The 13,181-nt window shown below is 46.8% G+C and carries 12 protein-coding genes; all 12 read left to right on the top strand.

The genetic code is table 11. From position 1 onward, the window contains the following. Positions 1–20: 20 nt before the first annotated feature. The 12 genes from MKY87_RS12945 to fabZ all read left to right on the top strand — a co-directional run bounded on the left by MKY87_RS12945 (position 21) and on the right by fabZ (position 13,115). The gene (locus MKY87_RS12945) at positions 21–425 is read left to right on the top strand and encodes a F0F1 ATP synthase subunit epsilon (RefSeq protein WP_091036299.1); all 405 of its coding nucleotides are present in this window, start codon (positions 21–23) and stop codon (positions 423–425) included. Between the two features lie 605 nt (positions 426–1,030). After that, the gene (locus MKY87_RS12940; RefSeq protein ID WP_017691941.1) at positions 1,031–1,288 is read left to right on the top strand and encodes a DUF1146 family protein; all 258 of its coding nucleotides are present in this window, start codon (positions 1,031–1,033) and stop codon (positions 1,286–1,288) included. A 521-nt stretch (positions 1,289–1,809) separates the two neighbouring features. After that, complete coding sequence (gene murA, locus MKY87_RS12935; protein WP_082762960.1) at positions 1,810–3,156, top strand: UDP-N-acetylglucosamine 1-carboxyvinyltransferase; 1,347 nt, start codon at positions 1,810–1,812, stop codon at positions 3,154–3,156. A gap of 194 nt (positions 3,157–3,350) precedes the next feature. After that, a protein-coding gene (locus MKY87_RS12930; protein WP_445669403.1) for an IS3 family transposase occupies positions 3,351–4,513 on the top strand; the annotation gives its coding sequence in 2 pieces (ribosomal slippage) (positions 3,351–3,615 and positions 3,615–4,513; 1,164 coding nt in all). A gap of 406 nt (positions 4,514–4,919) precedes the next feature. Beyond that, positions 4,920–6,260, top strand: a complete 1,341-nt coding sequence (spoIID, locus tag MKY87_RS12925) for a stage II sporulation protein D (RefSeq protein ID WP_340964745.1) — start codon at positions 4,920–4,922, stop codon at positions 6,258–6,260. Positions 6,261–7,303: 1,043 nt separating this feature from the next. Continuing rightward, the gene (locus MKY87_RS12920) at positions 7,304–8,044 is read left to right on the top strand and encodes a M23 family metallopeptidase (RefSeq protein ID WP_340964741.1); all 741 of its coding nucleotides are present in this window, start codon (positions 7,304–7,306) and stop codon (positions 8,042–8,044) included. Positions 8,045–8,214: 170 nt separating this feature from the next. Further along, a complete protein-coding gene (gene spoIIID / locus MKY87_RS12915) occupies positions 8,215–8,502 on the top strand; it encodes a sporulation transcriptional regulator SpoIIID (RefSeq protein WP_024632710.1) in 288 nt (95 codons plus the stop codon). 219 nt (positions 8,503–8,721) lie between these two features. Then, a complete protein-coding gene (locus MKY87_RS12910; protein ID WP_133386096.1) occupies positions 8,722–9,720 on the top strand; it encodes a rod shape-determining protein in 999 nt (332 codons plus the stop codon). 102 nt (positions 9,721–9,822) lie between these two features. Next, complete coding sequence (locus tag MKY87_RS12905) at positions 9,823–10,707, top strand: flagellar hook-basal body protein (protein ID WP_340964739.1); 885 nt, start codon at positions 9,823–9,825, stop codon at positions 10,705–10,707. Positions 10,708–11,119: 412 nt separating this feature from the next. Beyond that, on the top strand, positions 11,120–11,959 hold the full coding sequence (locus MKY87_RS12900; protein ID WP_338588718.1) for a flagellar hook-basal body protein: 840 nt from the start codon (positions 11,120–11,122) through the stop codon (positions 11,957–11,959). Between the two features lie 12 nt (positions 11,960–11,971). Further along, positions 11,972–12,196: a DNA-directed RNA polymerase subunit beta gene (locus MKY87_RS12895; RefSeq protein WP_017691949.1), complete on the top strand. Its 225-nt coding sequence runs from the start codon at positions 11,972–11,974 to the stop codon at positions 12,194–12,196. 487 nt (positions 12,197–12,683) lie between these two features. Further along, complete coding sequence (fabZ, locus tag MKY87_RS12890) at positions 12,684–13,115, top strand: 3-hydroxyacyl-ACP dehydratase FabZ (protein ID WP_340967430.1); 432 nt, start codon at positions 12,684–12,686, stop codon at positions 13,113–13,115. Positions 13,116–13,181: the final 66 nt, after the last annotated feature.

Here is a 13,181-nt window from a genome sequence, read left to right as displayed (position 1 = left end):
ATATTTCAGGAGGGATGGAATTGAGCACCTTTTTGTTGGAAATCGTAACACCTGAGCGTTTGGTCTATTCAGAACAGGTGAATAGCATTACGGCTCGTGGTATTGAAGGGGAACTGGGCATTCTGCCCGGTCATATTCCTATGGTTACACCTTTGCAGATTGCACCGATCTATATCCATAACGGAAAAGAAAATAAACGAGTTGCTATCGGTGGCGGGTTTATTGAAGTACGTAAAGATAAGGTTGTTGTACTCGCAGAGAGTGCTGAATTCCCGGAAAACATTGATGTGGATCGTGCGCGTGCGGCGAAAGAGCGGGCAGAACGTCGGCTTGCAAGCCAAAGCAATCAGGACCACTTTGATCACCGTCGTGCAGAGATTGCGCTGCAAAAAGCGGTTAACCGGATTAATGTGTTCGGCAAATAAACGATTCTTGGAAGCCCGGCGGCTTAGTCTGCCGGGCTTTTTTGAGTTTGTTTGATAGAATTGTTTTATCGAATATATTAAAATGGCTGACCACAAATCCATAAGTTCCCTTCAGTAAACAGAAGTATTTAAGCAAAATATTCACCGATTACGAGGATTTGAATAGAATGTAGGACTAAAGTAGTGGGCGCATTTACCACTAAGAGAACCATTTTTTTCATGAATTAATTTAAATTATTTCCGAGGAAATGACAGAATCGATATCGAAATAGCGCTCTTTTATGTCGTTTTAGTCACAAAATCCCGGCATTTTAAAATTAAAATATTTTAGAAGTGGAAATCAATGTAATTGACAATGTATGATGAAAGAGCCTATATTCCATAGAGTCAGCAGAAGCAGGAAGCTGCGTAGTAGATTCCATAGTCATGCACAGCCGCATTGTTGCTGCTCGGTGATTGGGCATCAGGAGATTCCTGCCTGGCAGGAGTAAATCTGACAGTACGCTCAGTATGTTGTGCTCAAGACATTCCAGTATACTAACAAGTTATGGGTGCCGGGCATATGATATGCTGATCGCTGCAACAAATGTGGAGGTAAAGAATATATGGATACTGATCTGACGAATCAGGTGAACCAGGCGTTAAGCACCAATGGCTTGGTCTCAATCATCGTCTCCCTGTTATGTATAGCGTTGTCTTGGTGGGCTTTGACAAATCTCAAACTGGATCTAATCATTAGGCAACCACGAGGTGCTCAGGGAAGACTGTTGCATTTGTTGCTCGCCATCATTTTGGGGCATGCCGTTGCTGGCTTTGTCATTGACTACTTGTCCTGGACTCAAATGTTGCGTAATTTGTTTTAATGTTGAGATGGTTGGTTAATCATCTGTTAGGTTCTTCAAGCTGCTCATTGTCGAATAACATCGATTAATTGTGTTAACAATTAGAGTATGAGTTGTCGGTAAAGAAATTAAGAAAAAAATGTGACGTAAAATTGGATGAATTTGAGATGTTTTATGTAAAAATGCTTGTATCGTACAATTCAACAATGTTATGATGGAAGTTAGGGAATTCACAATTGTTCACTTATTTTGTAGTTATAAACGGGATATCCGGTTCATGCCGGCTAATAACCATCCCACTCTGTCTGTTCTGATGCTCTGCTGGCTTGTAAGACACTCATTTTACATGCTGAATAGCAAGATGCACGGCACATGGTATCATTGATATGGATTATAAAAACCAATTCTTTTCTGAACAGACATCTGTGGCAATATGCCAGAATATGTCGGAATTCCACACACAGCAACAGTCCTTTCTAGCATAGTGGGGCTTACGTATTCCGGAATGAAGAAAAGGGAATAAAAGCGCGGAGGGAACCATGATGAGCAAATTTATCGTCCGCGGTGGCAAAAGGTTGACCGGAAGTGTCAAAGTTAGCGGCGCTAAAAATTCTGTTCTTCCGATCATCGCTGCCTCTCTCTTAGGGGAAGAAGGACAAAGCGTTATTATTGACGCGCCTCCTCTAGACGATGTGATGACGATTAACAAGGTGTTGGAATCGCTGGGAGCGGGAGTTACATACCGGGACGAAGTGATTACCGTAAATGCGGAGAAACTTACTTCCTGTGAAGCCCCGTATGAATGGGTAAGTAAAATGCGGGCGTCTTTCCTGGTCATGGGGCCTTTGTTGACGCGAATGGGTCATACAAGAATCTCACTTCCTGGTGGATGTGCCATCGGTACACGACCTATTGATCAGCATTTGAAAGGTTTTGAAGCCATGGGCGCAGAGATCAGCTTGGGCCAAGGTTATATCGAAGCTCGTAGCCAAGGTCGGTTACGTGGCGCGAAAATTTATCTGGATGTGGCTTCCGTAGGTGCCACTCAAAATATTATGATGGCTGCAACATTGGCTGAAGGCGTAACTGTTCTGGAGAATGCGGCAAAAGAACCTGAAATTGTGGATCTTGCCAACTTCCTGAATGGAATGGGTGCCATTGTACGTGGTGCTGGTACTGGAGTGATCCGCATCGAAGGTGTGGAGAAACTGACAGGCGTAACACACACCGTTATTCCGGATCGGGTAGAAGCTGGTACGTATATGGCTGCTGCTGCAATCTCTGGTGGTGACGTGTACATTGAAGGTGCAATCTCTGATCACCTGGGCTCCGTTATTGCGAAGCTTGAAGAGATGGGTGTAACAATCCAACCGGATGAGAATGGCGTGCGTGTAATCGCAGATCGTCCTCTTAAGGCTGTGGATGTGAAAACATTACCTTACCCAGGATTCCCGACAGATATGCAATCCCAGATGATGGCACTCTTGCTCGCATCTGAAGGAACAAGTGTCGTGACAGAGACTGTTTTTGAAAACCGATTCATGCATGTGGATGAATTCCAATTGATGAATGCGGAGATCAAAGTTGAAGGACGTTCGTCCATCATCACAGGTAATGCCAAACTGAAGGGTGCCAAAGTAACGGCTACCGATTTGCGTGCGGGTGCCGCACTCATTATTGCAGGTCTTGTTGCTGAAGGTACAACGGAAGTGGGCGGTGTTCATCACATCGACCGTGGCTATGTACATCTCGCTGAGAAGCTTAACGGACTTGGCGCTGACATCTATCGGATCTCGGTTGATGAGCCTAAGCTGGAAGCAACCAAAGCACCTAGTGAAAAAGTGGAGAAAGAAGTACCGATGTTTAAGGTGCAACCAACTTTGGCTTAACAACACTGGATTGAATAGAAAAAATATGGTCCCCCTATGATGAGTCACACAGTTGTGTGGGTAAGTATGCGAGGGAACGTATACTGTTGAAAATGATAAAGCTAAGCCATCTGGTATTATCCCCTTTTAGTAGACATGAGAAAAAAGACATCTGTTAAGATGAACTTAATCATGTAAACGAAGGGGATTTTTTCATGGCTAAAAAAGGACAAACATTCCGGCGGTACTCTTTGGATTTGAAATTGGAGGCAGTCCGGCTGGTCAACGAAGAACATATGAGTATACGTGAAGTAGCGACACGTTTAGATATTCAAAATAAATCTCAGGTACAAGTGTGGGCAGCAAAAGCAAAACAGGGAATGAGTCTGGAACCTGCTACGCCCAAACGGGGACGCCCTAGAACCAAGTTTTCCAGTATGGAAGAAGAGATGGCGTACTTGCGTGCGGAGATTGAATACTTAAAAAAGCAGTATCCAAATCTACACAAGGAGTGACGAGTAAAGCGGCCAGATTTCAAATCATTGAGGACCTGCGAGCACGCCATGGTCTGGTTTGGCTCTTGAAGTTAGCTGCGGTTTCCCGCTCGGGTTATTACAAGTGGAGAAAAAGCTTAGCAGCGGCAAACGAGCGTAGACACAAGGAACAGGAACTAGAATCCCATTTGCTTGCCATCCATCGCGTGCATCCCTACTTTGGTTATCTTCGAATGACCGTAGCTTTACGGCGGGAAGGCCTCCGAGTCAACCACAAAAAGGTGTACCGATTAATGAAACAATTAGGTATCTGTTCTGTCATTCGAAAAAAACGTCGATTTTTTGGAAAACAAGCCTCTGTGGTGAACCCGAATCGGCTGGAGCGCCAATTCCGGGCGGATACGCCACGAACGAAGCTGGTTACGGACATTACCTATATTCGTGCTGGAGAACACTTTGTGTATCTTTCTGTTATTCAGGATTTATACAATAACGAAATTGTTGCATGGCATCTTTCTGAACGAAATGATCTTGCTTTGGTTCATGAAACGCTGGATAGACTCCGTCAGCACGTGGATCTGAGTGGCGTAATCCTACATTCGGATCAAGGATTTCAATATACGTCGAAGCCTTTTAACCGTAAACTGAACCAGCTCGGCATGCTAGGTAGTCATTCCAGGCGTGGAAATTGCTTAGATAATGCCTGTATTGAATCTTTCTTCTCTCATTTGAAGACTGAGAAAATTTATTTGAAAAAGGCAGCAAACAAAGCGGAGGTTGAACAGCAAGTAAGCGAATACATATTGTTTTACAACCAAAACCGATTTCAGAAAAAACTAAACGACCGTTCCCCGGTAGAATACCGGGAAACGGCCGCAGCTTAAATATCGTCTTTTTAGTACTGTCTACTTGACAGGGTTATGACCAATCCGGCTTGGCTTTTTTTGTGTTTACTTTTAAGAAGACAACGAGATATTTGATACCTGATTCTATTAATAGCTGGTCCTAACTTGTATAGCATAACATCGTATTCTGTATCGATTCTGAACCAAATGAAAGAGCGAACTTTATATAGGGTGTCGGGTCCAGCTAAACACCGGTATTCAGCGACAGATCAACGTTTCTAAGAGGTACATAGCAAAAGAAAACAGGAAATTGAACAGAACGAAAAGGGTCTCGTTTCTCTTAAATCAGGTTCTATCAGATCAAGCCAGCTCATAACCTAAACTATGGATTTGAACAACACGACCGGCACATGACCGGCCATAGATAACGGAGGGTTATATTCGAATGAAAGAAGCTCGTGTACAGGTAAAGGTACCCCTTGTCCCTCGTCCAGGTATGCAAGAGCCGGAGGGAACTACCGTTTCTGGAGTGGAAAAAGACAAGCCTGCCCCATCGAACCTGAGGACTGTTCCATCACAGCCTGCAAGATTATCCAATCCAGGACGGATGTCGACAGATGAACTGAACCGGAAGACAACCGAGCATATTCATATACCTGTCATTGAGCTGGACCAGTTCCGCCGAGTGAAGCGTCGCCGAATGCGGACATTTGGACGAAAACCACGATGGGGACGTAATACGACGCGATGGCAACCCGCTGCCGCTGTATCTGCCTTATTGGCAATGGCGTTGCTGATTCCGGTAATTCTGGTATGGCCGCGGACAAACGAATCACCAAAGCCGATCCCTGCTCCAACAGATTCAAGCAGTACAAGAACCCCAGCTCCTGCGCCAGCCGTTCCTGTTACGTACCCTGAACCTAAAGTGCGCGTATACCTGTCTGCAACGGGCACAACGATGAATCTGCCATTGGAAGACTATGTTACTGGGGTTGTGGCAGCTGAGATGCCGGCGGAATTCAGACTGGAGGCGTTAAAGGCGCAGGCAATAGCAGCTCGCACATTTATCGTGCGAAGACTTGCTGCTAGTGATACAAGCGGAGTTCCATCAGGTGCGGCGGATGTGACGGATACGGTCAGCCATCAGGTGTTTATTCCGCCAGATCAGGTGAAAGCGGATTGGACGCGTTTAGGGAAGGCAAAGGAATGGGAGAAGCTGCAACAGGCTGTACGCGAAAGTCGAGATACGGTGATGACATATCAGGGCAAGGCAATCACCGCATCCTTTTTTTCCACAAGTAATGGGTATACCGAGAATGCCGAGGATGTATGGGGGAACGCTGTGCCGTATCTGCAAAGTGTAGACAGTCCGTGGGACAAAAACCTGGCACCAGGATTCAAGCAGACCGTTACCATGAAGCGTAATGAGATTCTGCAGAAGTTAAACTTGGATGCCATTCCGGTTACCGCCCAGAAGGGTGGATCGTGGATGGAAGTATTGTCTACAACCAAAGGGCATCGGATTAAAGAAATGCAGATCGCAGGTGAAACATTCAGCGGACCCGAGGTCCGTAAGTTGCTTGGATTAAGATCCAGCCAGTTCAGTTGGAAGACCACAGGTGATGAGGTCCAGATTACAACGTTCGGGTATGGGCATGGGGTTGGCATGAGCCAATGGGGAGCAAACGGCATGGCGCAGGAGGGACACACGGCCACCCAGATTCTCAAACACTACTATACCGGCATTTCATTCGGACAGGCATCCAAGATGATTGCAGCGAAGTAGGAGAGATGAACACGGATGGATAAAGCGAAATAATTCGAATGGGTAGGAATATGTGCGAATGTGTGCAAAAGTATGGGAATGAGAGCAGTTTAGGTTTGGAACTCATCAGACTTTCCATATACCATTGGCGCGCTAACGAATCTGAGAGACCTTATTGGGCGTTATCACAACGAATGGAAATTCTAACGAATCTCAGACACGTTATATCACGATATACCACCGAATTGGAGCCATAATAGCGCCCAAAAGAGTAATTAGCGTGTCTAGGGTTCGTTAGAATTCCTAAGCCACGATTTCCCTGCCAATAAGGCCGCCTGAGTTCGTTAGAAATATTTTATTATCTAATCATTAGCCAAATTGAGGGTGCAAACATTCACCACATGCTCATTCGCAATAAGCAAGCCGAACCAAAACCAAAATAGAACCAGAACGTTGAAATCAAGTCTCCAAGCCCTAAGGTTAAAAAAATGATTTATGTTCCCTGGCTACCAAGCAACTTCTAACTATACTGTAACCAATCATGATTCAGCTTCTTTAAAATCTAGATGTTAAATGAAACAGTCATTAGTGGCGCGCCCTGTCTATCTCTAATCTCAAATCTCACTTTAAAGAACCTGGGCGTCTTAAATCTGTATTATCCAGTCACAACCTATATCATTTCGCTCTCACTGATAAATGCACTTCATAGAAGGATTGGCCTCTACAGCCAATCCAGACCAGTCTACCAACCACCCATTCCGGAGCTATCGAGATTCTGCTATATACATGAGGAGAGTGCTAGCCGTATGGGGAGCGCAGGGGACAGAAAAGACCTGTAGAAACAAAGTGTCCGCCTTTACTACCGGATTTCACCTTTGAAGAAGGTGATAGAAGAAATCTGGTAGTAACCAGCGGTCGAAAGGTTTTCTGGCCCCGAAGCGGCGCACGAACTAACACTCATCTCCACCCTATATAGCACTCTCTGAAACCCCCGTGAAAATAATTAGAGTCGCGCGTGTATAAAAGAGTTGCACCCGGTAACACTTGTTACTGAGGTGATTAAGATGAATGAACAAAACAAAAAATCAGTCCAAGAAGAAACTCCTAAAACAACTCAAGGAGTACCGGCTAGTCAGCCCTCTTCATGGAAAAGAGCAATGTCCAAACGCTGGGTCTTCCCGGCAGCCTACATCGCAGCAGCAGGCATTATACTAACCTTAGTGTGGGTCTATCAGGGCACAGGCGACAAAACGCTGAACTCGGACCCTGCTAGCGGGGTAGTAGAAACAGGCGCATCGGCGGGTACAGAAGGAACAGCAGTAGGCGGAGAAGAAGAAAGTGTGGAAGTTGTTGCAAAGTCGGAGAATTTTGTGTGGCCGGTAGCGGTACCGTCCGAAATTTCGGTAGTAAAACCTTTCTATGATAGCGAAGCTTCAACCGAGGAACATGAAGCGGCAATGGTGCAGTACAATGATACATTCATCCCGAACACGGGTGTGGATCTGGCACGTGGGGATAACAAAACGTTTGAAGTCAAAGCAGCGCTTGCCGGTAAAGTTACCCGGGTTGAGCAAAATCCGCTCACAGGTCAAGTTGTGGAAATCACACACAGCGATAACCTGAAGACGGTATACCAAAGCTTGGCAGATGTCAAAGTGAAACAGGATGACGAAGTGAAACAGGGAGATGCGATTGCATCCGCTGGCGTCAATGAATTGGGTAAAACGCTTGGCAACCACCTTCACTTTGAAGTGTACGAAGACGGACAGCCGGTTAACCCGCAAGGATATCTTCCGGAAAAATAAATGAATTTTACCGCAGCAACATGATGGGCAGAGGGTTGAACCTCTGCTCTTTTTGTGCTTTTCAGAAAATAATGGGACCTTCGAAGCTTGTCACACCTCTAAACCGCGAATATATAGGCATGCTCCTCATATAATGTACCAAACTATCCACACAGTAGGGAGGCGGGAGCGTGCACGATTACATCAAGGAACGGACCATCAAAATTGGTCGCTGCATTGTTGAGACGAGGAATACGGTCCGTACCATAGCCAAAGAATTCGGCGTGTCAAAGAGTACTGTGCATAAGGATCTGACGGAGCGTCTGCCGGAAATCAACCCTGATCTTGCTGACCAGGTGAAACACATTTTGGAGTATCACAAGTCCATCCGCCATTTGCGGGGCGGTGAAGCGACCAAAATTAAATACAAAAAAACGAGTGGCAAGAAACGTGAGGTGTTGGCTTCCGCCAAATCGTAAGCATCTTCACAAAGACGTAGGCCAAAAAGCTCACACATGCATTGAATCCCTCCCCTGAAGTATGATATGTTAAAAGCTGGTACAGGATCGAATTATGACATCTTATCAGCCCGATTTTTACATATATATGTTGCACTTTGTCGAACGAGCGGTGACGTGATAAGGGACTCTTTTTCACAGGATACGCTGACCAAATAATATCACTTTGGGGGCTCTTTTATGTTTAGCAAGGATATCGGTATTGATCTTGGCACGGCGAACGTGCTTATTCACGTGAAAGGAAGTGGGGTTGTCCTCGATGAACCTTCCGTCGTGACCATTGAAAGAGATACGAAGCGTGTCCTTGCTGTTGGGGAAGAAGCGCGTCGTATGGTGGGGCGTACTCCAGGTAACATTGTTGCCATTAGACCGCTGCGTGACGGCGTTATTGCGGACTTCGAGATTACAGAAGCGATGCTCAGACATTTCATTAATCGTGTGGGTGCAAGAAGCTGGTACAGCCACCCTCGGATTCTGATCTGTGCACCAACGAACATTACTTCCGTGGAGCAGAAGGCCATCCGTGAGGCGGCAGAACGCAGCGGTGCCAAAGAAGTGTTTCTGGAAGAAGAGCCGAAAGCGGCAGCGATCGGTGCGGGAATGGATATTTTTCAGCCGAGCGGCAATATGGTCGTGGATATCGGCGGCGGTACGACTGACGTTGCAGTCCTTTCTATGGGCGACGTGGTCACCGCCTCTTCTATTAAAGTCGCAGGGGACAAGTTCGACGAAGCCATTATCAAGTTTATCAAAGCCAAGTACAAGCTCATGATCGGTGAACGGACCGCTGAAGATATCAAAATTGCGATTGGTACCGTACATCCGGGTGGACATCAAACGGAGATGGACATTCGCGGACGCGATATGGTATCCGGTCTGCCGGTTACCGTAACGGTATCGGGAAATGAAGTACAGGAAGCACTTTGGGATTCCGTGCAATCCATCATCGTGGCAGCGAAGTCGGTATTGGAACGTACCCCGCCTGAATTGTCAGCGGACATTATCGACCGTGGTGTTGTATTGACTGGCGGAGGTGCATTGCTGAACGGACTGGACGAGCTTTTGTCCAATGAATTGCATGTACCGGTATGGGTGGCGGAAGATCCAATGCACTGTGTCGTGAAAGGGACAGGCATAATGCTTAATAATTTGGATCAGGTGGTTAAGAAAAAGTTCTAATCTGCCGATATAAATAGCAAAGGTTCGCCGTGCTCGGAAAGCAGAACGGACAAGCAGCCAACCTGTGATGCAGGTCAAGCGCTTGAGGAGAGGGGTTAATTCATGTTAAGAGGTCTGTACACCGCTACTGCGGGAATGATTACGCAACAACGCCGCCATGACACAGCAACACAGAATATCGTAAATATGAACACCACGGGATACAAACAGGTGAACAGCGTAAGCCGTTCCTTCCCGGAAATGCTCATTACCTTGGTAGGCGGAGATGCAAATCTCCCGACAAAGCGGCTGGGCAAGCTGAACACGGGGGTGTTCGCGGAAGAGAGTTTGTCCATGAATTTGCAGGGGACCATTATGGAGACTGGGCAGAAAAATGATTTTTCCATTTCATCCAATATGACTGTCAATGATCCGCAGACTGGACAACCTGTCCCGTTTGACGCATCAGGCAAATTTGTACGGGCCGACGGCACGGTGACTTACCAGCCTCAGGCGTATTTTACAGTTCAGGATGCAGAAGGTAACACCGGATATACACGCGATGGTCACTTCGAGATCACAGGAACGGGACAATTGCTGAGCTCAACAGGTTCACAAGTGTTGGATAATAATGGACAACCTGTAGTGTTGACAGGTTCCGTAGAGCAATTTAAAGTGGATGAGCAAGGCCGTTTGGTGGATGCAGCAACGGGTGCACCAACAGGGGTTACTCTTGGCATTAGTGTCATTGACCAACCGAATCAACTGGTTCGTCAAGGTGATGGCAATTTCAGTCTCAGCGATGCAAACGGGGCAACAGCCCGGATGATGGCAGCTGGTGATAATGTGCAGATCCGTCAAGGTTACCTGGAAGGCTCGAATGTCGATGCCTCACAGGCAACGGTTGATATGAACGCCGCATTCCGTGCGTATGAAGCAAACCAGAAGGTCGTACAATTCTACGACCGCAGTCTGGATAAAGCCGTCAATGAAGTCGGGCGTGTATAACGTCGACGTTTAAATATAACCGCGCAGCGGAGAGCCAAACGCCCTTTGCGTGCAAAGCAGAGAGGCTCACGCGAAGCGCAAACAAAGTGCAGCCGAGCTTATGCGAGGATTGCGTGGCAGTACCTGAGCGAAGCGACGGTCTCGACAGTCCTTTGCGGAGCAAAGCAAGGAGAGACCACGCGGAGCTACACGCCGTATAGAGAGCGTGCCGTGCTATGATTCAGCCATGTGAAACTATGGCGGGAATCATAGCACGGCAGTCGCGGCGCACACACCACCGCCACTTAGCAAGATCGTACCCCACTTACCTAATCCGCCTGTTTCGGGAGTCCAGAGGGCAGCGCCATCTGGGGCCCTCCCTACTAGGGAGGGTTTGGGAGGGTGGACAGGACACAAGGGAGGGTAACCACCGATGAATAATTCCATGATTAGTGCCAAGGTTTCCATGACTGCCATACAGCAGCGTCTGGATGTCATTTCCGATAATATTGCCAACGTGAATACGGCAGGCTATAAAAGCAAACAAGCGGCTTTCGAGGATGTGCTGACCCGGGTTCAACAACAACCGGACAAATACAAACTGGATGGACGTTCCACACCGATGGGATATAACCTCGGTTTTGGTGCTCGTTTGGCAGATGTGACGAAGGATATGTCTCAAGGCCCCTTGAACGAGACAGGCCTTCCGACCGATCTGGCCATTGAGGGAAATGCGATGTTTGCAGTTGAAGCGAATGGGGAAAAAATGTGGACACGTCAGGGTGCATTTCATTTTGTACCTGATACAAGACCTAAGCCTACTCCGAATTCACCTGATATGATGGTGATGGTCAATGGCGAAGGCCACTTTGCCCTGGATCGTCAAGGCAATCGTATTACGGCACCGAATAATAGCAAAGTTGCTTTTGATGAAAATGGTAACCTGTTAATCCGACGCGGTAATGAGGCAAACGCAACCATTGGAGCACAGCTGCAAGTGGTAGACATTGAACGCCCTGAGGGGCTGGTACAGTATGCGGATAACCTTTTTGGTCTGGATGCGGGATTAACCGAAGATGATGTATTTGGCGCTAATGCAGCTACACGTCAAGCGGCTGCCTTGATCCGTCCAGGATTTCTGGAGCAATCCAATGTGGATCTGACACAGGAGATGTCTCTGCTTATGCAAGGACAGCGGACATATCAGCTGGCGGCAAAGGCGCTAACATCAAGTGATTCCATGTTGGGTCTTGCCAACAATATGAGAGCGTAAAAGGTGAATGTGATGACAGAAACACAGCAGCAAAACAGTAAGCCAGAGAAAAAGGAAGTCAAGAAGAAGAAGAGTGGATGGCGCATCGCAAGATGGTTCCTGGTTCCGGTCCTGCTTGTTCTTGCCCTCGCTGGCGGAATGGTAGCTGGATATGTGGTACTGGGCAAACAGGATATCGGTTCCGTATGGCAATGGAGTACATGGGAACATGTATATAATCTGGTGTTCGCTCCATAATGTAACGAGTTAAGCGAAAACTCCTGCGCAGGCAGGAGTTTTCTTTTTGACGTTGAAAACAGTATAATGATGGATGACGTTTGACGTCACAAAAGAGGCCTCCCCTGCGAAAGACATTCGTCATCGCGAAGAGAGACCCCTTATCTTAACCTTCACTACTGCAGTCATGAAGGATATAACTAGTGTTAACCGAAAATATGCTTTCCATACAAAATTTAAAAATTAAAAAACCATTTATATGAGCTTCGACTTTGTCATGTGGGGGTTGACCTTGCAGCACCGAAGTAAGTGGAGGGAACGGAATCGTTCAGAAGAAGCGAAGCGCTCGCCTTTGTCACCGAATTTTGACCTCTCTGAGGTTGATCAAAAAAATTCGGAGACAACAGCGATCAGAGGGACGATCCGTAACCGTAACGACCACCGTAGCGCTAAGAGTCAATCCATGATGAAGAACGCTCATATAAACATCCCGAGAGGAGATTACACTGTGCTCGATATCAAACAGATTCAAGAAATCATCCCGCACCGTCCGCCGTTCCTGTTGGTGGACAGAATTTTGGAGATGGAAGATGGAAAACGTGCTGTAGGTTTGAAAAATGTAACGATTAATGAACCATTCTTTATCGGTCATTTCCCTGAGTATCCGGTAATGCCGGGTGTTTTAATCACCGAAGCATTGGCTCAGGTTGGTGCAGCGGCTATGTTGAACTTGGAAACTAATAAAGGCAAAATAGGCTTTTTGGCGGGACTGGACAATTTCCGATTCCGTGGACAAGTTGTGCCCGGAGATACGTTGATTCTGGAAGTGGAGATTACACGTCTGAAGGGTTCTATCGGTAAAGGTAAAGCAACTGCCCGAGTGAACGACAAAGTGGTCGCTGAAGGCGAGATTATGTTTGCACTGTCTGACCCAAGCTGATTACATACGTGAGCACTTACATCATGCAGGAACGTAGACGGACCGAATGATGCAAGATGCTGAAGT

It is taken from the genome of Paenibacillus sp. FSL R7-0198, from assembly GCF_038000415.1.
In the GTDB taxonomy this organism is placed as follows: domain Bacteria; phylum Bacillota; class Bacilli; order Paenibacillales; family Paenibacillaceae; genus Paenibacillus.
The sequence above is the reverse complement of the archived record's forward strand: the minus strand, read 5'-3'. Positions and strand labels throughout refer to the sequence as shown.